This window comes from Streptomyces sp. NBC_00443 (genome assembly GCF_036014175.1).
Lineage (GTDB): Bacteria > Actinomycetota > Actinomycetes > Streptomycetales > Streptomycetaceae > Streptomyces.
The window spans coordinates 4,957,643-4,980,507 of sequence record NZ_CP107917.1 but is presented as its reverse complement, the minus strand read 5'-3'; the positions used below and the strand labels follow the sequence as shown (position 1 = coordinate 4,980,507).

The following is a 22,865-nucleotide window of genomic DNA, read 5'->3' as shown; positions in this document are numbered from 1 at the left end:
TTTTGCCGAGGCATTACCGGGTGTCGCTCAACTGTTCGGGGGCTGGGTGCGTGGGGGGTGGTGGGTGCGTGGCGGGGGGGGTGGGTGGCTGGTGCGGATGCCTGCGGCGGCCTGTGGCGGTTGGTGGGGGTTCGCGTTGCGCACTACTCGTTCGTCGTGGGTCGGGGCCGCGCCGGGGGTGTCCGTCCTCGGTCGGGCGGTTGCTGTGCCTCAAGAAGGGCTGTCCCTTGACGCCCGCCGCTGCGGGCGGACACCCCCCGGCACGTCCCCTGCTCGCCGTGGCGCCAGTGCGGGTGGCGTTCCGCCTGATGTCGGCCACTTACCCTCGTATGCATGACATCCCGCGCCTTCGCCCGCCCCGTGGGCACCGTTACGCGCGGGACCACGAATCCGAATCGGCTGCGCCGTATGGATCGCTGGATCGCCGTCACCCATGGCGCGGAGCTGCGACGGGCCGGTGACGCCGTCGCGGTCGACCTCGGGTACGGCGCTGCTCCCTGGACCGCCGTGGAGCTGCTCGGCCGGCTGCGTTCCGTCGCGCCACGCGCGCGTGTGGTCGGCGTGGAGATCGAACCGGCGCGAGTTGCGGCCGCGAAGCCGTATGAGCGGGAGGGGCTTGTCTTCCGGCACGGCGGGTTCGAGATCCCGGTCCTGCAGCGGCCTCTGCTCGTGCGCGCCGCCAATGTGCTGCGGCAGTACGAGGAGGATCAGGTCGCCGGGGTCTGGGAGCGGCTGTGTGCGCGCCTTGCGCCGGCCGATCCGGTGACGGGGGCGCGTGGCGGGCTGCTCGTCGAGGGAACCTGCGACGAGATCGGGCGCCGGCATGTGTGGGTCGCGCTCGGGCCGGAGGGGCCGCGTACGGTCACCTTCGCCGCCCGGCTGGGCTCGCTGGAGCGGCCGTCGGACCTCGCCGAGCGGCTGCCGAAGGCACTGATCCATCGCAACGTCCCCGGCGAACCGGTCCACGCCTTCCTGCGCGACTTCGACCGCGCCTGGGCGGCCGCGGCTCCCTACGCGTCGTACGGGGCACGCCAGCGGTGGATCCGGGCGGTGCGGGACCTTACGACCGTTTGGCCGGTGACGGACGGGCCGGTGCGGTGGCGGCAGGGTGAAGTGACGGTGCGGTGGGAGGCGTTGGCGCCGGGGGGATGATTCGGGCCGGGCCTGCGAGGGGCTGCGTCGCGGCGATCTGACTCTGCATGTCCGCGGCTTGCCTGCCCGCAGTGGCACCACCCGTCAGCTGACTCCAGGGTCATGGGCTCACCATCACGCCGTCCCGCCGGCCGACTGCAAGGGCCTTCCCACGGTCGCACCACCCAGTCGGCTGACTCCACGGCGCCGTTCATCGTCACGCCCCGCCTACCGACTCCACGGGCCTGGCCCAGTCACCTGCCTCCATCGCCCGGCTCCGTGGTCCGGCCCCGCCGGCTGACCCCGCGGGTTGCCCTGACGACTTGACTCCGGGGCCGGCCCGTCACCCACCCATCGCCACGACTTCGCGGGCCCGGCCCGACCGGCTCAGCCTGGGCCGTCCGCAACACCCCTGCCTGTCTCGCCGCCCGACTCCGGGGCCCGACCCGAGGCCTGACCACGCGGCCCGGCCCTGAGGACTGACACCGGGCACGTCCCTGTCGCCCGACCCCGTCATCGCGGCTCCGCGCGCCCGGCGCCGCCGCCCGCCCCCAACTCCCCCGCCTGACTCACCGCCCCGCAGGGAACGATCTCCGGGAGTCGTTCGTCACAAAGGCGGGGAGATCGGGGTGACGAGGAGGGAACGGGGGGAAGCAGACCTCTGTCACTTTGCGCGTCGTCGTGGCACGATCCCCGGACGTTTGTATGTTACTGACGGGACATCAGTTTGGGGGAAGTGGTATGGGTTCGGGCAAGCGCGGCCTGATCGCAGCGGCTGTGACCGTCGTCTGTGCGGTCACCGTACTCGCGGCGCCAGGCACGGCCTTCGCGGCTCCCTCCCCCACGCCGAGCGCGTCTCCCTCCTCGTCGGCGCCGGCCACCGTGTCGAACAAGGACCTTGAGGCCGTTCGCAAGAAGCTGGAGAAGCTCTACCACGACGCGGCCGTCGCGACGGATGAGTACAACGCCGCCGAGGAGGCGGCCGAGAAGCAGTCCGCCGAGATCGTCTCCCTGGCGAAGAAGATCGTCAAAGGTCAGGAGAGGCTCGCCGAGCTGAAGAAGCGCGCCGGCGCCGCGGCCGCCGCCCAGTACCGCTCCGGCGGGCTGCCCGACGAGGCGCACCTGATGCTCAGCGACGACCCGCAGGCGTTCCTCGACGGCACCGGCCGCGTTCTGCAGGGCCAGCGCGCGACCAAGGGGCTGCTCGCGGAGATGACCCGCACCCAGCAGGACTTGGAGCAGTACGCCAAGGACGCCTCCGCCCAGTGGCAGAAGCTGGAGGCGGGCCGCAAGGCCAAGGCCGCCGCCAAGAAGAAGATCAAGAAGCAGATCGCGGCGGCCGAAGAGCTCGAATCCCAGCTGGAGGAGGAGGAAAAGGACCGCCTCGCCGAGCTGGAGGAGCAGGCCGCCTACAAGGCCCAGACCGCCTGGCTGGACTCCGGCATTCTCAAGGACATCAAAGGCAAGGCCTCCGAGAAGGGCCGGGAGGCCCTTGAGTACGCCACGGCCCAGCTCGGCAAACCGTACGAATGGGGCGCCGAGGGGCCCAAGACGTACGACTGTTCAGGCCTGACGTCGCAGGCCTGGGCGAGCGCCGGGCGCGGGATTCCGCGGACCTCGCAGGAGCAGTGGAAGCAGCTGAAGCGCATCGACATCGAGGACATGCGCCCCGGCGACCTCATCATCTACAACGCCGACGCCAGCCATGTGGCCATGTACGTCGGCGACGGCGCGATCGTCCACGCCCCGCGCCCCGGGCGGACGGTGACGGTCGCGGGGGCCGGCACGATGCCGATCCTCGGGGTGGTTCGACCCGATGCGTAAGCATTGGGGAGACTTGTGATGTCCGGGTCGTGCCGGTGGACCCTGCGGGGGACATAGGCGCTTATGGCGGTCGGTTCAGGGGACTTGTGACCGGCGACTCGTGACCCGCACCACGTGACCCACCCCACGCCACATCGGCACCAAACCGTGCACCGAAGTGACCTTCGTCATCCCCGCTCCTCCACCACCCTGTCCAACTGCGGTACGGAACGCGGCATATGACAGTGGCCAGCTTCCATACGGCGTGCCCCACACCATTCCGCTGCGGCGCCGACAACCGCTATGGTCCCCGTCGGTGGATCGAGGTCCCTCGTTCCCACCATGCCCTCGGGGGGAGGGAAGGAACTCAAGACGATGCCCGTACCCATACCGCGGCAGAGAGCGATCCCGGCCGTGGAAAGTGGTCAGGCGCCGGCCGCATCCCCAGGCGGCTCCTCGATGGAAGAGGCTCCGCGTAAGGAATCAAAGGTCGAGAACAACACCCACACCAATCTGACGCTGCTGCTGATCGAGGACGATCCCGGCGGCTCGACGGTCGTGCCCGAGATGCTCGACGCGGCCGGCAAGCCGATCCGTGTGCGCACCGCCCGCAACCTCACCGAGGCCGGACGGCTGCTCACCGACGACGTCCACTGCATCCTGCTGGACCTCGCGCTGCCCGCGCCCGGCGGAAGCGGCGACGAGGACGAGCTGGGTGTGCTCAAGCACGTACTGGAGCTCGCGCCCCGGCACGCCGTCCTCGCGCTCACCGCGTCCGGTGACGCCGAGCGCGGCGCGGAGGCCGTGCGCGTCGGTGCGCAGGACTACCTCTTCCGGGACGAGCTGGACGGGCGGCTGCTGAGCCGGGCGATCCGCTACGCCGTGGAGAGGAAACGTTCCGACACGGCCGAGCGACGGCTGGCCGAAGGCCGTCTGCGGGCCCAGGAGAACCGCCGCCTGGAGCGCGGTCTGCTGCCGACGCCGCTGCTGGAGGGCTCCTCGCTGCGGTTCGCCGCGCGCTACCGCCCGGGGCGGTCACGTGCCCTGCTCGGCGGTGACTTCTACGACGTCGTGCGCACCGCGGACGGCACGGTGCACGCCATGATCGGCGATGTCTGCGGCCATGGGCCCGACGAGGCCGCGCTCGGTGTGGAGCTGCGGATCGCCTGGCGGGCGCTGACGCTGGCGGGGCTGTGCGGGGACGAGCTGCTGGGCACGCTGCAGCAGGTCCTTGAGCATGAGCGGTCCGACGACGAGATCTTCGCGACGCTGTGCACGGTGGACATCGCGCCGGACGGTCGACGGGCCGGGCTGTGTCTCGCGGGCCATCCGTCGCCGTTGCTCGCCCGGCCGGGGCGGGCTGCGCGGCTGCTGCCGTACGAGAACAACGGGCCCGCGCTCGGGCTGCTGCCCGGGGCCCGGTGGCCTCGGATGCAGGTGGAGCTGGGGGCGGAGTGGAGCCTGATGCTCTACACCGACGGCCTCATCGAGGGCCGGATCGGCGAGGGCCGGGAGCGGCTGGGGCAGGACGGGATGGTGGAGATGGTGCGGCGGCAGCTCTCGGAGGGGCTGCAGGGGGAGACGCTGCTGCGGGCCGCCGTCAATGAGGTTCGGAACCTCAACGGGGGCGAGCTGGCGGACGACGTGGCTGTGCTGTTGCTCGACCGGACGGTGTGAGCGGGGGCGGGCCGCGGGTGGGCGAGAGCGGGGCGCCGCGGGTCGGCGACAACCATCGGGGGCGCCGCGGGTCGGCGAGAGCGAGGGCGCGCCCCAGGGCCCTGTCGTCTTCCGACTGCTGATGCGTTGTGGCTGGTCGCGCCCACGCGGCTGAGCCGCACATCGCTACAGCCGCACATCGCTACAGCCCCGCGCCCCTTACGGGGCGCCGCCGCTCGGGGTGTTGATCAGCGGCCGCCGTTCCACGGGCCGTAGGGGCCGTCGCTGCTGGAGCCGCCCCTTCTGCTGCGGCCGCCGCCGGGCAGGCCCTTGATCGCGGGGCGTACGTCCACCATGTACACGATCGTCGCGATCAGGCCGATGATCGGCAGGAACGACAGGATGTTGAAGATCAGGTTCACCACGAAGGCGAGCCCGAGGACGAGCAGCCAGAACGGCTTGGTCTTCTTGTCGGCCGCGCGGTAGGCGTCCTCGCGGCGAGTGGCCGCATCGATCAGCGCGAAGCCGCTGAAAAGGATCAGGGCCATGCTCAGCAGCCACATGAACCCCGCGAAGCCCTGCATCAGCACAACGTCCACCACCCGATTCGGCTCATACCTACGCGCTCACCGTACCCGCAACCGCAGGCCGGCTACCCGAACAACGGGCCGAGCACTCCGTAAGTGCCCGACCCGTGTTCTACGGCCCCTTTTCACCCGTCCGTGTTACTTGGCGGGCGGCGTCGTCTTCTTGGCGACGGGCTTGCGTGCCGGAGCCTTCTTGGCCGGGGCCTTCTTCTCCGGGGTGGCCTCGGCGGCGGGCTGGGGCACGGCGGGCTTGGCCTCGGCGGGCTTGGCCTCCGCCTTGACCTCGACCGGCTCGGCCTTCGGCTCGACGGCGATCGCGAACTCCTCGATCTCCTCCGCGGCCTCGCCACGCCAGGTCTTCACGGCCTGCTCGCCCTGCTCGGCGACCTTTTCGTAGGTCTCACGGGCCTTGACGGCGTACTCGGCGGCGACACCGATGGTGCGCAGCGCGAAGTCCTGGGCGCCCTCGCCGAACTTCTTCAGATCGGCGTCGAGACTGGTGCCGAGCTTCTTGACGTCCGCGTCCAGGTTGCTGCCGAACTTCTTGAAGTCGGCGTCCAGGCTGCTGACGAACTCGTTGACCTTGGTCTGGAAGGTCTCCTGCGCCTCCTTGGCCTTGGCACCCGCCTCCTTGGCGCGGGCGGTGGCCTTGTCCTGGACGGCCTTCGGGTCGGTGTTGCGAACGGCCTCGAACCTGGCCGGCGCCTGGGAGCGCAGCTGCTCCACCAGGCTGGGCACCTTCCGGGCCTGCTGGAGGGCCAGCTCGGCGGTGCCGGCGGCGAAGTAGAGCGGGGTCGGGTCGCTGAGGGTCTTACGCAGGTCGTCGGTGATGGCCATGGTGGGTGGTCCTCCCGGGTTGCTTTCAGGTGAGGGTTTCGGTCCCGCGGTCGGCCTGCCGGTGTGCGTGGTCAGCCGGCCGACTGCCGGGGGTTGTTCGGGTTCTCCGGGTCGGCGTCACTGCCGTCGGACGTATGGGTCGTGCGGGTACGGCGGGCGGCGGACTTACGGCCGCCCGCCTTGGCATCGCTGCCGTCCGTGCGGGTCTTACGGCTGCGGCGTACGGCGGCGTCACGGCCCTGAGCGTCCGCCGCGTCGTCGCGGCCGACCTGAGCGTCCGCCGCGTCGTCGCGGCCGCTGTCGCCGTGGCCGTCGCTCTGCCGGGGGTCCACCGCGCCGGGGTCCGCCGAGACGGCCTCGGCCAGCTCGACCGTTTCGACTGCCTCGACCGCCTCGGCGGCCTCGGCGGCCTCATGTGCCTCGTCGGCCTCGCCCGCCTCGGGGGATATCCCGAACCCGTTCTCCTTGCGGAAGGATTCGTAGATCTGGAGCAGCACCTGCTTCTGCCGCTCGTTCAGCGTGGGATCGGCGATGATGACGGCGCGCGTCTCCACCTCGTCCCGGTCCCGCTCGGCGTCGAGGATGCCGGCCCGCACATACAGCGTCTCGGCGGAGATCCGCAGGGCCTTGGCGACCTGCTGCAGCACCTCCGCGCTCGGCTTGCGCAGCCCGCGCTCGATCTGGCTCAGATACGGATTGGACACCCCGGCGGCATCGGCGAGTTGCCGCAACGACAGCTGCGCATTGCGCCGCTGGTCGCGCAGGTACTCACCGAGATTGCCGACGTTGAGCGATGCCATGCCTCCACCTTGCCCCACCCTCGCTAACTATTGCAAGCACGTGCTTGCAAAAGTGCGCCACGCCACGTGACGGCCACTCAGATGGTCCACACCGTCGGTGCTCGGCCTCGAGGTCCGGTGTCCTGTCTCTGCGATGTGTAGGCAGTCCCACTCTTCTGTAGGCGTGCTCAGGCGAACTGGTGCGGCTGGTACTGGTCGGCGACCTGCGGCGGGCATGTGGGCTATGAGTCGTGGCTGGAGCGCGACCATCTGATGTTGCTCGACTTCGATCCGCTGGTGACGGGCACGGCTTAGCAGCCGTTCCGACTGTCGTGGGCCGGGGCGGACGGGAAGCGGGTGCGGCACACGCCGGATTTCTTCGTCCGCCGCGTCGACGGCACGGGCTTGGTGGTGGACATGCGTCCGGACGAGCGGATCGCGCCGGATGACGCGGCGAAGTTCGCTGTGACGGCGGCGGCCTGCCGGTCGGTGGGCTGGGACTTCGTGCGGGTGGGGACGCCGGATGGAGTGTTGATGGCGAACGTGCGGTGGCTGGCCGGCTACAGGCATCCGCGAGTGCACCACCAGGAGGTCGCTGCCCGCTTGGTGGAGGTGTTCGCCGACGGCGGCGGGTTGCTGGCCGGGGCCCTGCGGGTGGGTGATCAGATCGCGGTGCTGCCGGTGCTGTTCCATCTGCTCTGGCGCCGGGTTCTGGCGGTGGATCTGGAGGCCCGGCTGTTGTCGGCGGGCTCGCGGGTCCGGCTCGGCACGGTGCGGGAAGGGAGCGGGGATGCCGTCGCGTCCGCGGTTGCTGCGAGCGGGTGATGGGGTCCGGTTCGACGGGCGACTGCACACGGTGGCCGCGCTGGAGGGGACCGCGGTCCGGCTGGTCGACGAGGCCCAGTCAGCGAGCGTGGTGATGCTGGCCCATCTGTTGTCCTCCGCCGACTTCGAGGTGGTCACCCCGGCCTCGGTGCGGGCGGTGGTCCCGGCGGCCGGGGTGCTGGAGGGGCTTCCGGCCAAGGCAGTCGAGCGAGCCGAGTGGTGGCAGCGGCACCTGGTGGAGATGCTCACGGGCCGCCCGCTGGATGATCCGCAGGTCCCGGTGCGGGCCGAGTACGACCCTGCTGTGAGGTCGCTGCGGCAGCGGGAGCTGGCCAAGGCCGCCGAACTGGCCGAGACCGGGCACACGACGTCGCTGGCGCTGATCCAGAGGATGCGGCGCCGTTTCGAGGACGAGGGAGTTCTCGGTCTGGTCGACCCGCGGCTGCGGGCCGTCTCGGACGGCACCGGCCGCACCGACCGGCGGGTGGTCGAGGCCCTGCGCAAGGTCGTGGACGAGCAGACGAGCAGGTCCACGGTCTCCGCACAGGTGCTGCGGCGCCGGATGGAACGCCTCCTGGAGGCCGAACACGGACCCGGAGTCGTGCCGTTGCCGTCGCGCACAGCGTTCTACCGGCTGCTGAAGACGGTCACCTCCGGGCGGCACACCCTGGGCTCGGCCCGCACCCGCCGCTCGTTGGCGAAACAACCGGACGGCATGTTCGGCCAGCTGACCGCAGCCCGTCCGGGCGAGGTCATGGAGATCGACTCCACTCCACTGGATGTGCTGGTCGTTCACGACGACGGCACAGTGGACACCGTCGAGCTGACCGGCATCGTGGACATCGCGACCCGCACGCTGGCCGCGGCAGTGCTGCGGCCGTCGACGAAGGCGGTGGACGCCGCGCTGCTGCTGGCACGGGCGATGACGCCGGAGCCGATGCGGCCGGGCTGGGCGGACGCTTTGCGGATGTCCCGTTCGGTGCTGCCGCACGCCTCGCTGATGGCGCTGGATGACCGGCTGGCTCAGGCGGCGGCTGTCCCCGTGATCACGCCGGAGACGATCGTCTGTGACCGGGGCAAGGCATGCATCTCCGACACGTTCCGTTCGGCCTGCCAGTCGCTGGGTATCTCCTTCCAGCCCGCCCACCCCGACACCCCGACGGACAAGCCACATATCGAGACGACGCTGGGTTCGGTGGCCACGATGTTCGTCCAGCACCTGCCCGGCCACAAGGGACGCAGCACCGAACACCGCGGCGCCGATCCGGCCGCGGAGGCCCTCTGGACGATCCACCGGCTCCAGGAGCTGCTGCAGGAGTGGATCGTCCACTGGCAGAACCGGCCGCACGACGGGCTGCGGGACCCGCTGATGCCCGGCAAGGCGTTGAGTCCGAACGAGAAGTACGCCGCCCTGGTCGCGGCGGCCGGGCACGTCCCGGTCGCGCTCAGCCCGGACGAGTACATCGAGTTGCTGCCCCGCTGCCGGCGGAGGATCAACTCCTACGGCATCCGCGTTGGCCATCGCACCTACGACAGCGCGGAGTTGAACCCCTTCCGGCGCCAACCGTCCGGTGCCGGACCGGACGGGCGGAGCTGGGAGGTCCACTACGACCCCTACGACATCTCCCGCGTCTGGGTGCGCAACCACCGCGAAGGCGGCTGGATCACCGCCATCTGGCGGCACCTTCGCACAGCTCCGATACCGATGGGCGAACTGGCCTGGGACCACGCCCGCCGCATCCTGGCCCAGCGCGGCACCGACCCGGCGACCGAGGACGAGATCGCCCAGGCCGCCGTCGCCCTACTGGACCGCGCTGCCGACCGCCCGGAGGACAAACCCGCGAAACCGTCCCGCGCGTCTCGCCTCAGCGGGCGGGACCGCAAGGTCGCCGCCCGGACCCGGGCCACCGCCGAACCTTCCTGGCCCCGGCCGGACGAGCCGGCCGAACAGCCCGCTGCCGAACCGGTGGAGACGGACGAGGACGAACTCGCTGAGGTGATCCCGCTGGAGATCTTCGACGCACGCAAGGAGGCCGACGGTGGTGGTGAACACGCCGGACCCGGACGGTGAGGAAGTTCCCGAGCCCGGCGAGGACCGCACGGACCCGTCCACGCGGCTGGAGGGCTGGCGCCGGTTCGTCGACGAGGACCCGGCCGTCTTCGACCTGCTGCCTGAGCCAGTGGCAGGCCCTGAGCCCGCCGATGCGGGACGCCTACGACGAGGCCCGCATCGCCTATCACTCCGAACTCCAGGTCGTGCGCACGTCCACGGTCAAGGAGATCGCCCACCAGGGACGGCTGCTGACCCTGCTCAACCAGCGCGAGCACGGCGCCCGGCGCGGACTCATCGTCTCCGGGGAGTGGACCACCGGGAAGACCACCGCGCTCAAGCAACTCGGCCGCCTGCACGAACTGCGCGTTCGGCAGCGCTATCCGGGAAGTGACCGCATCCCGGTCGTCTACATCACCGCCCCACCCAAGGGGTCCCCGCGCAAACTCGCCATGGAGTTCGCCCGGTTCCTCGGCCTGCCCGTGATCGGCCCGAGGCACAACACCATCGACGTCACCAGCGCAGTCTGCCAAGTGCTGCTCGAGGCCCGCACGGATCTGGTTCTGGTCGATGAGATCCACCTGCTCAACCACGCCACCATCGCCGGCGAAGACCTCTCCGACCACCTGAAGTACTTCACCGAGCACCTGCCGGCGACGTTCGTCTATGCCGGCATCAACGTCGAGCAGTCGGGGCTGTTCACCGGCATCCGTGGCAAGCAACTCGCGGGCCGGTGCATCCTCATCCGCACCGGCCCCTTCCCCCTCAACGCCGAGTGGCGGTCCCTGATCGCCTCCATGGAGAACACCCTCCGCCTCCACCGGCACGAGCCGAACACCCTGGTGAAGATGGCGAAACACCTGCACCAGCGCACGGGCGGCATGATCGGAAGCCTCTCCCACCTCGTCCGGGCGGCAGCGATCTCCGCGATCCTCGACGGGACCGAGTGCATCACCCGGACCACGGCCAAGAACATCCGCATCGACCACAGCAGCGAGTCCTCCGGCAGCCGCCCCTCGCCCCTGCCCCGCACCGGGTGAACCGTGTTCCGCCCGGCCCTTGTCCGTCCCCTGCCCATCCCCCTGCCGCCGTTCCCGGGCGAGTGCGAGTCGTCCTACTGGGCCTGGCTGGCCTTGGCGAACCATGTCCCCCTAGCCCGGCTGCGGGCCCCGTCACGTTGGTTGGAATCCCGCCTGACCAGCCTCGATACCCTCTGCATACTCAGCGGTCAGTCTCGACAGCACCTGGCCCGCACGATCTCCGACCTCCAGGCCGACGACCGCTCTCTAGACCGACCCGCCATCCCGGATGACCACGTACTTCGCTGGGCCTGTCGACGCTGCGTCGTCGCGCGCACCGGCGCGACACTTCCCGCTCAAATCTGGGCGCCTATCCACGACAACGTCTGCATCCGCCACAAGCTCTGGGTCGGCCAGCATGTCCATGCGCCAGAGCAACAACTCGATCTGTCCCGCACCCCCGACATCGTTCGAGCCCAGCAGCGCTACTGGCGCCTTCGCCGGCACCACGGCCCGGCCCTCATCGATATCTGCCAGGACGTCACCACTCGGCTCTGGACTGGCCTCGCACACCGCCACTACCGGCTCGTCCGCCGAGCCGAGATCCTTCACGACCTGGTCCGAGCCAAGGGGCCCGAAGTCGAGCCGGACATGAAAGCACCCTGGCTGACAGCAGCCGGATTCCCCGAACGCGTCGCGCTGATCCACATGTTCACGTCTCCCCGCTGGAGAAAGTTGGCGATGAGCGACGACTTCTACGTCTCCATCGACAGCATCGCCGAGTTCCACCAGCGCTTCCCCACCGGAAGCCCGCTTCGTGGCACCAGCCGCATCTGGCTCACGAAAACCGTCAAGTCATCAGCCGCAGAGATCGAGTATCGGCTCGGCAACCCCGAAGGCATAGCCACACTCATCGCCAACTGAGACAGTCCCCGCCTTCCCCGTCTCACTCAAGTCCGGGCATCCCGGGTCAACGGCCCACGATGTCCGGACCTATCTGAGATAGAACAGCTCGGCATCGGTCGAGACCATCGGACGCAGCCGAGCAGAACCTTGGTTGACCTTCACCTTGGGGGAGGCCACAGCATCAGTGGGGCCGGGCGATGTGCTCGGCATGAGGAGGAGCGAGCATGGGGTTGCTGACCATCGGGGCGTTCGCGAAGGCGTCCCGCCTGTCGCCGAAGGCGCTGCGTCTCTATGACGAGCTCGGCCTGCTGACCCCCGCTCGCGTCGACCCGGTGACCGGCTACCGCCTCTACGCACCGGAACAACTGGAACAGGCCCGGCTGGTCGCCTGGCTCCGACGCCTGGGCATGCCCCTGGCCCGCATCCAGCACGTCTGCACGCTGGAGGCAGGCCCGGCAGCCCGGGAGGTCCGCGCGTTCTGGGCTCAGGTCGAGGCCGACACCGCGGCGCGGCGAGACCTCGCTTCCTTCCTCATCGACCATCTGTCCTGGAAGGACCCCACCATGTCTCCGACCGCCAAGCCCCTGGGAATCCGTTACGCCGCTCTTTCCGACACGGGCCTGGTCCGTGAGAGCAACCAGGACACCGCCTATGCAGGGTCCCGCCTGCTCGCCGTCGCCGACGGCTTCGGCAGCCAAGGAGCCCCCGCAAGCGCCGCTGCCGTCGACGCGCTCAAGCACCTCGAAACCGACAGCATTCCGGCAGGCGATCTCCTCAACCTCCTCGAAGACGCCATCGAACAGGCCAAACAGGCCGTCAACGGCGTCGCCGGACCCGCCTCATCGCCCGAAGAGGCCGGCACCACACTCACCGCAATGCTCTGGACCGGCTCACAGCTGGCCCTCGTCCACATCGGTGACTCCCGCGTCTACCTCCTGCGCGACGGAGAGCTGTTCCAGATCACCCACGATCACACCATGGTGCAGTCGATGGTCGACGAAGGACGCATCAGCCCGGAGGAGGCCGTCTCCCACCCCCAGCGGTCCCTGTTGATTCGGGCCCTGGGCCGGGGCGCTGATGGCACCCCCGACGTGCGCCTGCACGACGCCCAGCGGGAAGACCGCTACCTGGTCTGCTCCGACGGCCTGTCGACCGTCGTGCCGACCGAAGAGATCCACCGGGTGCTCTCCGAGATCAGTGAGCCCGAGCAGGCGGTCCGCGAATTCATCGCCCTCGCCAACGGCTCCGGCGGCCCCGACAACGTCAGCTGCGTGGTCGCCGACGTGACGGAGCTCCAGCAGTAGGAGCGGACGGCATGCACTTCGAGTTGCACCAGATCCGCTCTCAAGAACTCATCCGTGAAGCCGACGCATACCGACTCGCCCAACAAGTCAGGAAAGCCAAGCCGGCTCCCCGAGCCACGACGGCCGACACGTCGCGACCGACTCCACGGCGCCTGCTGGCTTGGCTCCGCGGATGAACATCACGCTGCCTACGGTTGAGCGGGACACCACCCACCGACCTGTCCCACTCATCCGTAGGCACCACAGGTCAGACCCTCGCCCTGCCCACAGTTACCTGGGACAGGACACTCGGCCTAGATGTCCGGCCTAGATGTCCGGCCTCGAAGTTCGGCCCCTGCCGGGACACGTCCCCGGCATCCTCCCGCCCCGCCCTGGCTGAAAACGACAGGGCACACCCGCAGGCACGCGGAATCATGAAGCATGCGACCCGATGGCTGGCACCTCACCGAAGACGTCGACGACTTCCTGGCCCGGGCCGGAGGCTTCCTGCGCTCGCGGCCCGGCCCGCACGTCATGCAGTTGACGTGGGCCGAGAGAGTGCGGACGCGTGGGGCGGACGCCTTCGGCACCGAAGCCCCGGTCTTCGGCATGCTGGAGCAGGCGGGCGAGGTCCGCGCGACCTTCTGCCGGCTCCCACCCCGCGCGATGGGCCTCTCCCCGCTCTCACCCGAGCAGGCCGACTCCCTCGCCGCCCACCTGGCCGCCCTCGGGCACTCCCTGCCCTCCGTCAACGCGGACCACGGCACCGCCACCGCTTTCGCCGAGGCCTGGCAGCGGCGAACCGGGGCGACGGCGAAGCTCCGCGACACGCGGCTGCGCCTGTACCGCCTCGGCACGCTCACGCCACCGGAGCCGATGCCGGCGGGCCGGGGCCGCGTCCTGGGCGAGCAGGATCTTGAACAAGTCATGTTCTGGTGCGGCGAGTTCGCCAAGGCCGTCGGGGAAGTCGTCTCCATCGACGCCGGCTCCTGGGCGAGCACACGCTTCGCCGACAAGCGCTACACGCTGTGGGAGACCCCGGACGGCACTCCCGTCTCCATCGCCGGCATGAACCCGTTGATCGGCGGCCAGATCCAGGTGGACATCGTCTACACCCCGGCCGACCTGCGCGGTCACGGCTACGCGGGCGCCGTGACGGCCGAGGTGAGCCGGGCCGCCCTGACCGCGGGCGCGAAGGACGTCGTGCTGTTCGCGGACCTGTCCAACCCCACGAGCAACGCCCTCTACCAGCGTCTCGGCTACCGCACGCTCACCGACTGGTCCGCGTACGACTTCTCAGGTTCCGGTGCGGAGGCTGCGCACCTGAGGTGAGAGCAGGGCGGCCGTGGTGGCCAGGACGATCAGGGCCGCACAGCCGGCCAGGGTCCGTCCGGTGCCCACGGCCGCGGCGACGGGTCCGGCGACCAGCAGGCCGAGCGGGGCGAAGGCCAGGGAGCCGAACCAGTCGTAGGAACTGACGCGGGACAGGGCCCGCTCCGGGATCTCCCGCTGGATGGTCGTGGCCCACAGCACGCCGAAGACGTCGCTCGCGATCCCGGCGCCGAACATGGCCGTGGCGATCAGCCATACCGGGGCTTCGGCGCTGAGCAGGGCGATCGGCAGGGCGGCCGGGAATGTGCACAGTACGCCCACCAGAAGGGGACGCTTCACCCGCACGTGGGCCGCGAGTCCCGCGCCGGCGATGGTGCCCACGGCCTGCGCCCCCACGATCACCGACCACGCCCGCGCCCCGCCGAGGTGCTGCTCGGCCGTCAGTGGGCCGAGCACCCCGACGTTGGCGTTGAGCGCGGCGACGACGAAGGCGTACTGGGAGACGACGACCCACAGCCACTGCCGGGAGGCGAACTCCTGCCACCCCTCTCGCAGATCGGCCCAGCCCGACGCCCTCTTGCGCGGCCGTGCGGCCACCCTCAGCGGGGCGATCAGCGCGGCACTGACGACGAAGGACGCCGCGTTGAGCGCGAGTGCCCAGCCGGCGCCCACCAGTGCCACGGTCACCCCGGACAGCGCCAGGCCCAGCAGGAGGGAGCTGTTGGTGCCCATCCGCAGCAGCCCGTTGGCCCGTTGCAGCCGGTCCGCGGGCACGATCAGCGGTACGAGGCCGTCCATCGCCGGGGCGAACAGGGCTGTCGCCGTGCCGGCCGCCGCCGCGAGCAGGCACATCGCCACCAGCGGTGCGTGCCCGGTCAGCACCATGGCGGCCAGCCCCGCGTACGCCCCCGCCCCCAGTGCATCGGCGAGGACCATCAGTCTCGACCGCGACATACGGTCCGCGATCACGCCGCCTGCCAGGATGAACACCAACTGCGGCAGCGCCTGGCAGGCCACCACCAGTGACAACCGCCCTGCGCCGGCGCCCGGCAGGGCAAGGACCCCGAAAGCCAGGGCGACCCGTGCGAAGCCGTTGCCCAGCACGGAGACGACCCGTGCGCAGGCGAGCCGGACGAACTGCGGGTCGCGCCACAGTGGCACCTGAACCGAAGACACTGTCACGGCCCGGCACCCTACGGCGGCCGAGGCCGACGCCGACCCGAACCGGCCACGGAGGTGAACACCCGCAACCGGTCGGCCGCCGTGTCACAAAACGCGCGGGCGGTACGTCCAAGGTTTCGTAGAGGTATTCCGGAATCGGGACGGTGAGTGTCATGCGGGTGTTCGTGGCAGGTGGGACCGGGGTCATCGGGCGGCGGCTGGTGCCGCTGCTCGTGGGGCGGGGGCATCACGTGACGGCCACTACGACGAGCGCGGCCAAGCTGGGTCTGCTGAAGGAGATGGGCGCGGACGGGGTCGTCATGGACGGGCTCGATGCCGTGTCGGTCGGCGAGGCGGTGGCGGCGGCGCGGCCGGACGTGGTCGTGCACCAGATGACGGCGATCTCCATGCCGCATTCCGGCAAGCCGGACATCAAGCACTTCGACCGATGGTTCGCCACCACCAACCGGCTGCGCACCGAGGGCACGGACCACCTGCTGGCCGCCGCCGAGGCGACCGGCGTCCCCCACTTCGTCGCGCAGAGCGCCGCCATCTGGAACGGCATCCGTGAGGGCGGCTGGGTGAAGACCGAGGAGGACCCGCTGCCCGTGGAGACGGGCAGGCTGCACGCGCTGGCGGAGGGCATCCGCCACATCCAGGACGTCGTCCTCGAGGCCGACGGGACGGTCCTGCGCTACGGCGGGTTCTACGGTCCGGGCGCCACCGACGACCAGGTCGAACTCGTACGCAAGCGGCAGTTCCCGCTCGTCGGGGGCGGCACCGGCTACTGCTCCTGGGTGCATCTCGACGACGCGGCGAGCGCCACCGTACTGGCCGTGGAGAAGCAGGCGCGGGGCGTGTTCAACATCGTCGACGACGAACCGGCCCCGGCCAGTGAGTGGCTGCCGTATCTGGCCGACTGCGCGGGAGCGAAGCCGCCGCTGCGGGTGCCGAAGTGGCTGGCGCGGCTGCTGGCCGGTGAGGTGGCGGTGCTGATGATGACCGAGGGGCGCGGGTTCTCCAACGCCAAGGCCAGGCGGGAGCTCGGCTGGGAGCCGCGCTATCCCTCGTGGCGCCAGGGGTTCCGGGAGGAGCTGGCGCGGTCGTAGCCGCGGGCGCCGACACGCACCTTTTTGTGCGTACTTGGCAGCGCTCCGGCGCCGTCCGACCCTGGAGGCCAGGTGATCGGTCTCCCGGTCCCGCGCGCTCGTTTCTCGCGCCCGTTGCACTGCCTCTTTTCTTCCTCAAGGGAGCTCCATCGTGGATACGTCCATGCCCGCATCGTCCGCCGTCACCGTGCTCGGTCTGGGGCCGATGGGACGGGCGCTGGCCGGCGCCTTCCTGGCTGCCGGTCTGCGGACCACCGTGTGGAACCGCACGCCGGGCAAGGACGCAGAACTGCTCGGCCGTGGTGCGGTCGGGGCGCGCTCGGCGGCGGAAGCGGTCGGTGCGAGTGAGCTGGTCGTCGTCTGCGTGGTGAACTACGACGCCGCCGACGCCGTCCTGCGGCAGGATGCCGTGACCGGCGCTCTCAAGGGCCGTACGGTCGTCAACCTGACCGCCGACACCCCGGCCCGCGCCCGAGACACGGCCGCGTGGGCGGCCGCGCACGGCATCCGCTATCTGGACGGCGCGATCATGACGCCGACCACGACCATCGGGACGTCCGACGCGGTGCCCCTGCACAGCGGCCCCGAGGACCTCTACCGCGAGCACCGGCCCGTCCTGGACGCGCTCGGCGGCACCCACACCCACCTGGGCGAGGACATCGGCCGGGCCGCCGCCTACGACGTCGCCCTGCTCGACATCTTCTGGACGGCCATGTCGGGCTACGCGCACGCCCTGGCCGTGGCGCGGGCCGAGGGCATCACCGCCCGGGAGCTGGCCCCCTTCGCGCAGGGCATCGGCGCGATCCTGCCGCCGCTGTTCGAGGGGCTCGCGGGCGACGTCGACGACGGCACCTACTCCGGCGAGCTCAACCCGGTCACGTCCGCCGTCTCCTCCATGGCCCACATCGTCCAGGCCTCCGAGTCCCACGGCATCGACGCGGGCGTCATGCGCGCGGCCGAGGGACAGGCCCGCCGGGTCATCGGGCTCGGGCACGGCACGGACGGGTTCATCCGGGTCACCGAGCTGCTGGGGCGCCGCCCCCAGGCGGGATGACCCACTCCTCCAGTACGTCGAAGTCCCGTTCGGTGAGCCCGTGGCGGTGGTCGACACGGTGGAGGAGAGCGGGCGCGGAATGGTGGGCGGCCACCCAGGCCCGGTCGGTGTCGGTGATCTCGTCGTCGACCCAGAGGAAGGGCCGGCCGGCGGCCCAGGACACCAGGGGCCGCGTCTTCCAGTGCAGGCCACGGGGCCGGCCGAGGTCGCAACCGGAGCCGGCGTCGGGGGCGGAACCGGCGCCCGAACCGGGGGCGGAGCCGGGCTCGTCGTCCTCGTCCGGCCGGTCCATCACCGGCAGCGGGGGCAGGCCCAGCCACGGGGCGATGCAGGTGTTCGCGTCGTCCAGCCAGGTCGTGGCCCACACCAGCTCGCAGCCGAGGGCGGCGAGCCGCGTCAGGCGGGCGCCGAGTGCCGGGTCGATACGGGCGAGGAGGGGGTGGTCGGCACTCTGCGGCAGGGCGCGGACCGGCTCGTACAGCTGGTACGGCCGTTCCGCCCCGAAGGGGATCAGCGTCCCGTCGACGTCCAGGAAGAGAAGCATCAGAAAAAGGATCTACCCCGGCCGGGGTGCTGCGCTACTGTCGGCGGTATGACTGCCGGGTCGGCCTTGTGCCGTGATCGAGTTGGGTGTTGCCCGGCCTCTGAGTGAGGCTGCGGCGGCGGGCCAGGAGCCCGCCTCTTTCTCTTCGCCTTCCATCCGCACGAAACCCAGTGACGGAATCCAGCGACAGAGAAAGAGAGAGAATGCCCAACGACTTCAATCAGCAGGTCATCGACGAGTTCCGCGCCAACAAGGGCCGCGTCGGCGGCTACTTCGAGGGCGCCCGACTGATCCTCCTCACCACCACCGGCGCCCGCACCGGCCGCCCGCACACCACCCCCGTCGGCTACCTCCCCGACGGCGCCGACCGCGTCCTGGTCATCGCCTCGGCCGGCGGCGCCCCCAGCCACCCGGCGTGGTTCCACAACCTCCTCGCGCACCCTCAAGTCACCATCGAGAGCGGTGCGTTCACGTACGAGGCGCAGGCGGTCGTACTCGACGGCGAGGAGCGTGAGCGGGCCTTCGCGCGGGCCGTGGAGGCGGATCCGGGATGGGCGGAGTACCAGGAGAAGACACGGCGGGTGATCCCCGTGGTCGCCCTGCACGAGATCGCCCAGGACGGCCCCCGAACATCAACGCCTCGTCCATGGGCGAGGCCATCAAGGTCGTGCACGACGCCTTCCGCCGCGAACTCGCCCTGATCCGCGAGGAGATGGCCAGGGGCGGCGCCACTCTGGGCGCCCAGCTCCGCGTCAACTGCCTGACCTTCTGCGCCGGCCTGCACAACCACCACACCGGCGAGGACGTGGCCCTGTTCCCGTTCCTGGCCGGCCGGCACCCCGAGTTCGCCCCCACCCTGGCCCGTCTCGGGGAGGAGCACGAACGCATCGCCGCCCTCGTGGAGGACCTGCGCCACGCCGTGACCGCCGACCACCCGGACCCGGCCACCGCCCGCGGCGAGGTGGAGCGCCTGACGGCGGAGCTGGAGGCGCATCTGACGTACGAGGAGGAGCAGTTGCTCCCGATACTGGACGCCGCGTAAGGCTGCACGGGAGGCCGCCCGCACGTCGGCGCCCTCAAAAAGGCAACGGCATCCCGTGCACCACCTCCAACCCCGCCACCGCCCGCGTCAGCACCACATACAGCCGCTGCAACCCCCGCTCCTCCGCCGCCACGATCGCCGCCGGCTCCACGGCTACGACATGGTCGTACTCCAGCCCCTTCACCACACTCGCCGGTACGACGGTCACCCGCGCGCCCAGCTCGTCCGCGCCCCCCGCCTCGATCCCGGCCGCCGCCAGCGCCTCCCGCACCCGGTCGGCGTCCGCGTCGGCCGCGACGACCCCGACGGACCCCTCCCGGCCCAGCGCATCCCGTACGGCCCCCACGACCGCGCCCAGCAGATCGCCTTCGGCCTCCCGGAACCGCAGCTCCCCGTCCGCCCGCAGCGAGCGAGCCGCCGGGACCTCCACATCCAGCCGCTCCAGCAGCCGGTTGGCCAGCGCCAGCACCGGACCGGGCACCCGGAACCCCGTCGTGAGCGGTACGACCACCGCGTCCGGCTTCCCCAGCTGCCCCAGCACGCTCTCCCACGACCGCGCCGCCCACGGCGTCGTCCCCTGTGCCAGATCCCCGAGCACGGTCACCGACCCGAAGACCGCCCGTCGCGCGATCGCCCGGCACTCCATCGGCGACAGATCCTGCGCCTCGTCCACGACGACATGGCCGTACCCCTGCGGATGCTCGACGAGTCCCGCCACCTCATCCAGGAGCACGAGATCGGCGGCCGACCAGCGCGCCGACTTCCACGACCGCGGCGGCTTCGCCCACAGCAGCGCCTTCTGCTCGTCCGCGTCCAGCAGCCCGTCGGCGGCTTCCTCCAACGCCCTCGGGTCGCCGAGCAGCTGAGCCACGACCTCCTCGGACCGCACCCGCGGCCATACGGCATCGACGTACGCCCCGACCGCCCGGGCCCGCGAGATCCGCTGCACCCACGCGTTGCTCCGCGGTCCGGCCCGCCGCTCGGCCTGCTCCTGGATGCGCCGCACCACCCGCGTACGCACCCGCTCCCGCCCGACGCCGTACGGCGACGCCTCGGCCCGCACCCCCGCGACGATCCGCAGCAGTTCGTCCTCCGGAACGCGCCACCGATACGAACCGTCGGCCAGCACGAGCGGGTCGACGCGGCCCGGTCCGCCCACCCTCGCGTACAGCGCCCGCCACAGCACCTGTGCCATCCGGACGTCGTGCTTGAGACCGGCCGCCCTCTCGTCATCCACCCCGGTGACCGGCTGCCGGGCGATCTCGTCCCGCAGCGTGGACTGCCGTACGCCGGTCTCGCCGAGGGCGGGCAGCACCTCGGAGATGTACGACAGGAAGGTCGGGTTGGGCCCGAGGATCAGCAGGCCGCCGCGCCGGATGCGCTGCGGGTGGGTGTAGAGCAGGTACGCGGCGCGATGCAGGCCGACGGCGGTCTTACCGGTGCCGGGAGCGCCCTGCACACACACGGAGACGGCGAGGTCACCTCGTACGAGATCGTCCTGCTCGGGCTGGATGGTGGCCGCGATGTCCCGCATGGGCCCGACGCGGGGCCGTTCGATCTCCCGGGCGACGATGTCGCTGACGCGCGACTCGCCCCGGTCGAGGTGCTCGTCCTCCAGGCCGGTGAGGTCGGCGGAGTCCCCGCGGCTGCCGGGTGCCCAGCCGAACCGCCGCCGTACGTCGACGCCCTGCGGGTCGCGCGCACTGGCCTGGTAGAAGGCTCTGGACACGGGAGCCCGCCAGTCGACGACGAGGGGCGGGGCGGCGACGTCCTCGCTGATCCGCATCCGCCCGATGTGCAGCGCCTGCCGACCGGAGTCCAACCGCCCGAAGAACAAGGGCCCTTCGGGCAGCTCCCGCATCGCCTTCGCCCGGCTGCGCAGCCGGTAACCGAGCGCCTCGGCGTCGGCACCGGAGGCGGAGACGTCCTCGGCGGTGACGACGTGCTCCTGGGCACCGTCGACCATGGCGGTGAGGGCGGTTCGGCAGCGGTCGTGGTGGGCGCGTTCGCGGGCGAGCTCGTGATGCAGTGACGTCATTCCAAGGAGCGTACCGAAATAACGTAACCGAGTTAACTTTTTTACCGAGCCTCAGCCATGGTTGCGCCGAACCGCGGCGGGCAACCCCGCCTCCAGCAGCCCGAACGCCCGCTCGGCAGCCGCGACCGCGTCCCCCCGCACAGCGGCCACCCGCTGTCCCGCCGCGATCCGCCGCCAGTTCTCCTGCGCGAGAATCCGCTGCACGGCAACGATCTGCCCGGCGGACAGCCGCCCGTCCAGCCCTCCGCCCAGCGCCTCGGCGAGCGCGGCCTCCGAACGCTCCAGAAAGCCGTACAGCCGGGCGGCCAGCGCGGGTGTCCCGTACAGCAGCGACTGATAGGCGAGCACCTCGGGATGATCGTTGAGCCCGGTGATGGGGTCACACCGCTCCAGCCCGTCGAGAAAATGCCGCCGCAGCGCCTCGACGGGCGAGCCGCTCCCCTGCCGCACCACCCGGGCCGCCTCGCCCTCATGATCGGCGAACCGGTACAGGACGAGGTCCTCCTTCGCCGGGAAGTACCGGAACAACGTCGGCTTGGAGATCTCCGCAGCGGCGGCCACCTCGGCCACGGAGACGGCGTCGAAGCCCTTCTCGAGGAAGAGGCGGATGGCGGTGTCGGAGACGGTTTGATACATCCGCTGCTTCTTGCGCTCGCGCAGGCCGATCTCGCCTGTGCCCGCCCCGTTTCCGCCGGTCTCGCTCATGACGACGAGCCTACGCGCGGCCGAAGCGGCGGTGCCCTCAGGCAGCCGCCCGCTGTGGCCAGTCCGGCCTCTTCGCCAGGGACCAGAGGTCGTCGAAGTGTTTGATCCACGTGGCGACGGCGGCCTCGGCGGCGGCCGTGCCCTCCCGTGACCACACGTTGAGGTCGGTCCTGTACCCCTTGGGGTCGTAGAACTCCGGCCCCATCTCGTGCAGACGCATCCGCGCCGACACGTCGTACAGGCCGTGCAGCACCTGGCTCCGGTTGAAGATGCAGATCTTGTCGCGCGGTATCCCGGGATAGCAGCGGTACTCGCATCGCACGGTCAGCCTGCCCGTGGCGGTGAGCCGTCCGGCGAGGTCCGCCAGGATGTCGTCGTACTCCTGACAGCGCCGGAACATGCGCAGCCGGAAGGCCGGGTCGTCCACCGGAACGGCATCCTCACCGACCTTTGAGGGCACGGTCATCGGCTGGCCGAAGTCCGGTACCAGCATGCGCACCGACACGATCCGGGTGGGCCCCGGATTGTCGAAGAGGCCCTCCAAGCGGTGGTACAGCTCGTTGTAGAGGGTTTCGCCGGTGTAGCCGAGGAAACTGATCTCCACGCGTCGAGCCTGAAAGGCCTCGCTGACGAAGCCGCCCAGCTGACTTGAGTTCACCAGAGCCCGCGACGGCACCCGTATCGATGCGGACAACTCCCGGACCGCGTCGTACAGCACGTAGCCGACCAGGCTGAGCAGGGCGCCACCGAGGTACGCCTTGCCCTGAAGAGCGTCACCGACCGGCTTGACGAACTGTGCGGTCAGTCCGGTGACGAAGATGCCGATCAGCAGGACGCGGGTCACCACCGGCTCGAAGCGCTCCTGAAACCGCCTCAGCCGCTGCCCCACTCCGTCGTCGGCCGATCCGCTCCCCCGCTCGGGCATCCCTGACTCACCTCCGCAGCTGCGATGCCCGACGGGACGTCATATGCCCGTGGACGAACCGCCTTTGGGTGAAGTCATG

At 70.7% G+C, this 22,865-nt stretch carries 19 protein-coding genes and 1 pseudogene; 12 read left to right on the top strand and 8 right to left on the bottom strand.

Annotation, left to right across the window (positions count from 1 at the left end; genetic code table 11):
* Nucleotides 1–333 precede the first annotated feature (333 nt).
* The 3 genes from OHO27_RS22560 to OHO27_RS22550 all read left to right on the top strand — a co-directional run bounded on the left by OHO27_RS22560 (nt 334) and on the right by OHO27_RS22550 (nt 4,611).
* Entirely contained in the window at nt 334–1,152 is an 819-nt protein-coding gene (locus OHO27_RS22560; RefSeq protein ID WP_328426687.1) for a class I SAM-dependent methyltransferase, read from the top strand.
* A gap of 720 nt (nt 1,153–1,872) precedes the next feature.
* Nucleotides 1,873–2,955 carry a C40 family peptidase gene (locus tag OHO27_RS22555; protein WP_328426685.1) on the top strand — a complete coding sequence of 361 codons (1,083 nt, stop codon included), beginning with the start codon at nt 1,873–1,875 and terminating at the stop codon, nt 2,953–2,955.
* Between the two features lie 354 nt (nt 2,956–3,309).
* Nucleotides 3,310–4,611 carry a PP2C family protein-serine/threonine phosphatase gene (locus OHO27_RS22550; protein ID WP_328426683.1) on the top strand — a complete coding sequence of 434 codons (1,302 nt, stop codon included), beginning with the start codon at nt 3,310–3,312 and terminating at the stop codon, nt 4,609–4,611.
* 227 nt (nt 4,612–4,838) lie between these two features.
* Here the strand turns inward: OHO27_RS22550 and OHO27_RS22545 are convergent, their stop codons facing one another.
* From OHO27_RS22545 to OHO27_RS22535, 3 genes are all read right to left on the bottom strand, one after another.
* Entirely contained in the window at nt 4,839–5,174 is a 336-nt protein-coding gene (locus OHO27_RS22545; RefSeq protein ID WP_328430510.1) for a DUF2516 family protein, read from the bottom strand.
* A 141-nt stretch (nt 5,175–5,315) separates the two neighbouring features.
* A complete protein-coding gene (locus tag OHO27_RS22540; protein ID WP_328426681.1) occupies nt 5,316–6,014 on the bottom strand; it encodes a hypothetical protein in 699 nt (232 codons plus the stop codon).
* Between the two features lie 71 nt (nt 6,015–6,085).
* On the bottom strand, nt 6,086–6,814 hold the full coding sequence (locus OHO27_RS22535) for a helix-turn-helix domain-containing protein (RefSeq protein WP_328426679.1): 729 nt from the start codon (nt 6,812–6,814) through the stop codon (nt 6,086–6,088).
* 306 nt (nt 6,815–7,120) lie between these two features.
* Here OHO27_RS22535 and OHO27_RS22530 point away from each other — a divergent pair, with 306 nt between their 5' ends.
* The 6 genes from OHO27_RS22530 to OHO27_RS22505 all read left to right on the top strand — a co-directional run bounded on the left by OHO27_RS22530 (nt 7,121) and on the right by OHO27_RS22505 (nt 14,208).
* Nucleotides 7,121–7,618: a TnsA-like heteromeric transposase endonuclease subunit gene (locus OHO27_RS22530; RefSeq protein WP_328430509.1), complete on the top strand. Its 498-nt coding sequence runs from the start codon at nt 7,121–7,123 to the stop codon at nt 7,616–7,618.
* A complete protein-coding gene (locus OHO27_RS22525; RefSeq protein ID WP_328426677.1) occupies nt 7,584–9,689 on the top strand; it encodes a Mu transposase C-terminal domain-containing protein in 2,106 nt (701 codons plus the stop codon). The genes OHO27_RS22530 and OHO27_RS22525 overlap by 35 nt, the downstream gene beginning before the upstream one ends.
* A gap of 131 nt (nt 9,690–9,820) precedes the next feature.
* Entirely contained in the window at nt 9,821–10,708 is an 888-nt protein-coding gene (locus OHO27_RS22520; RefSeq protein ID WP_328426675.1) for an ATP-binding protein, read from the top strand.
* A 141-nt stretch (nt 10,709–10,849) separates the two neighbouring features.
* Nucleotides 10,850–11,611, top strand: a complete 762-nt coding sequence (locus OHO27_RS22515; protein ID WP_328426673.1) for a hypothetical protein — start codon at nt 10,850–10,852, stop codon at nt 11,609–11,611.
* A 206-nt stretch (nt 11,612–11,817) separates the two neighbouring features.
* A complete protein-coding gene (locus tag OHO27_RS22510) occupies nt 11,818–12,897 on the top strand; it encodes a MerR family transcriptional regulator (protein ID WP_328426671.1) in 1,080 nt (359 codons plus the stop codon).
* Between the two features lie 420 nt (nt 12,898–13,317).
* Nucleotides 13,318–14,208: a GNAT family N-acetyltransferase gene (locus OHO27_RS22505; protein WP_328426669.1), complete on the top strand. Its 891-nt coding sequence runs from the start codon at nt 13,318–13,320 to the stop codon at nt 14,206–14,208.
* Here the strand turns inward: OHO27_RS22505 and OHO27_RS22500 are convergent.
* Complete coding sequence (locus tag OHO27_RS22500) at nt 14,173–15,390, bottom strand: MFS transporter (RefSeq protein WP_328426667.1); 1,218 nt, start codon at nt 15,388–15,390, stop codon at nt 14,173–14,175. The two genes, OHO27_RS22505 and OHO27_RS22500, sit on opposite strands and share 36 nt — an antisense overlap.
* Before the next feature lie 152 nt (nt 15,391–15,542).
* Here OHO27_RS22500 and OHO27_RS22495 point away from each other — a divergent pair, with 152 nt between their 5' ends.
* Nucleotides 15,543–16,478 carry an NAD-dependent epimerase/dehydratase family protein gene (locus OHO27_RS22495; protein ID WP_328426665.1) on the top strand — a complete coding sequence of 312 codons (936 nt, stop codon included), beginning with the start codon at nt 15,543–15,545 and terminating at the stop codon, nt 16,476–16,478.
* Between the two features lie 163 nt (nt 16,479–16,641).
* Entirely contained in the window at nt 16,642–17,532 is an 891-nt protein-coding gene (locus tag OHO27_RS22490) for an NAD(P)-dependent oxidoreductase (RefSeq protein ID WP_328426662.1), read from the top strand.
* On the opposite strand, the gene OHO27_RS22485 is transcribed toward OHO27_RS22490, so the two are convergent.
* Complete coding sequence (locus OHO27_RS22485) at nt 17,495–18,076, bottom strand: HAD domain-containing protein (RefSeq protein WP_328426660.1); 582 nt, start codon at nt 18,074–18,076, stop codon at nt 17,495–17,497. The two genes, OHO27_RS22490 and OHO27_RS22485, sit on opposite strands and share 38 nt — an antisense overlap.
* 203 nt (nt 18,077–18,279) lie before the next feature.
* Here OHO27_RS22485 and OHO27_RS22480 point away from each other — a divergent pair.
* Nucleotides 18,280–19,118: pseudogene (locus OHO27_RS22480) on the top strand (nitroreductase/quinone reductase family protein).
* A 34-nt stretch (nt 19,119–19,152) separates the two neighbouring features.
* Here the strand turns inward: OHO27_RS22480 and OHO27_RS22475 are convergent.
* Genes OHO27_RS22475 through OHO27_RS22465 form a run of 3 tightly spaced genes read right to left on the bottom strand, consistent with a single transcriptional unit; the run spans nt 19,153 to nt 22,786 of the window.
* On the bottom strand, nt 19,153–21,156 hold the full coding sequence (locus OHO27_RS22475; protein ID WP_328426658.1) for a HelD family protein: 2,004 nt from the start codon (nt 21,154–21,156) through the stop codon (nt 19,153–19,155).
* A gap of 51 nt (nt 21,157–21,207) precedes the next feature.
* A complete protein-coding gene (locus OHO27_RS22470; protein ID WP_328426656.1) occupies nt 21,208–21,861 on the bottom strand; it encodes a TetR/AcrR family transcriptional regulator in 654 nt (217 codons plus the stop codon).
* Between the two features lie 37 nt (nt 21,862–21,898).
* Complete coding sequence (locus tag OHO27_RS22465; RefSeq protein WP_328426654.1) at nt 21,899–22,786, bottom strand: hypothetical protein; 888 nt, start codon at nt 22,784–22,786, stop codon at nt 21,899–21,901.
* Nucleotides 22,787–22,865: the final 79 nt, after the last annotated feature.

What these genes read in the sequence shown, in the direction of transcription:
- OHO27_RS22560 (WP_328426687.1), top strand. Translation starts at nt 334, where the DNA reads ATGACATCCCGCGCCTTCGCCCGCCCCGTGGGCACCGTTACGCGCGGG.
- OHO27_RS22535 (WP_328426679.1), bottom strand. Translation starts at nt 6,814, where the DNA reads ATGGCATCGCTCAACGTCGGCAATCTCGGTGAGTACCTGCGCGACCAG.
- OHO27_RS22555 (WP_328426685.1), top strand. Translation starts at nt 1,873, where the DNA reads ATGGGTTCGGGCAAGCGCGGCCTGATCGCAGCGGCTGTGACCGTCGTC.
- OHO27_RS22520 (WP_328426675.1), top strand. Translation starts at nt 9,821, where the DNA reads ATGCGGGACGCCTACGACGAGGCCCGCATCGCCTATCACTCCGAACTC.
- OHO27_RS22475 (WP_328426658.1), bottom strand. Translation starts at nt 21,156, where the DNA reads ATGACGTCACTGCATCACGAGCTCGCCCGCGAACGCGCCCACCACGAC.
- OHO27_RS22470 (WP_328426656.1), bottom strand. Translation starts at nt 21,861, where the DNA reads ATGAGCGAGACCGGCGGAAACGGGGCGGGCACAGGCGAGATCGGCCTG.
- OHO27_RS22490 (WP_328426662.1), top strand. Translation starts at nt 16,642, where the DNA reads ATGCCCGCATCGTCCGCCGTCACCGTGCTCGGTCTGGGGCCGATGGGA.
- OHO27_RS22540 (WP_328426681.1), bottom strand. Translation starts at nt 6,014, where the DNA reads ATGGCCATCACCGACGACCTGCGTAAGACCCTCAGCGACCCGACCCCG.
- OHO27_RS22545 (WP_328430510.1), bottom strand. Translation starts at nt 5,174, where the DNA reads ATGCAGGGCTTCGCGGGGTTCATGTGGCTGCTGAGCATGGCCCTGATC.
- OHO27_RS22525 (WP_328426677.1), top strand. Translation starts at nt 7,584, where the DNA reads ATGCCGTCGCGTCCGCGGTTGCTGCGAGCGGGTGATGGGGTCCGGTTC.
- OHO27_RS22495 (WP_328426665.1), top strand. Translation starts at nt 15,543, where the DNA reads ATGCGGGTGTTCGTGGCAGGTGGGACCGGGGTCATCGGGCGGCGGCTG.
- OHO27_RS22485 (WP_328426660.1), bottom strand. Translation starts at nt 18,076, where the DNA reads ATGCTTCTCTTCCTGGACGTCGACGGGACGCTGATCCCCTTCGGGGCG.
- OHO27_RS22465 (WP_328426654.1), bottom strand. Translation starts at nt 22,786, where the DNA reads ATGCCCGAGCGGGGGAGCGGATCGGCCGACGACGGAGTGGGGCAGCGG.
- OHO27_RS22550 (WP_328426683.1), top strand. Translation starts at nt 3,310, where the DNA reads ATGCCCGTACCCATACCGCGGCAGAGAGCGATCCCGGCCGTGGAAAGT.
- OHO27_RS22510 (WP_328426671.1), top strand. Translation starts at nt 11,818, where the DNA reads ATGGGGTTGCTGACCATCGGGGCGTTCGCGAAGGCGTCCCGCCTGTCG.
- OHO27_RS22505 (WP_328426669.1), top strand. Translation starts at nt 13,318, where the DNA reads ATGCGACCCGATGGCTGGCACCTCACCGAAGACGTCGACGACTTCCTG.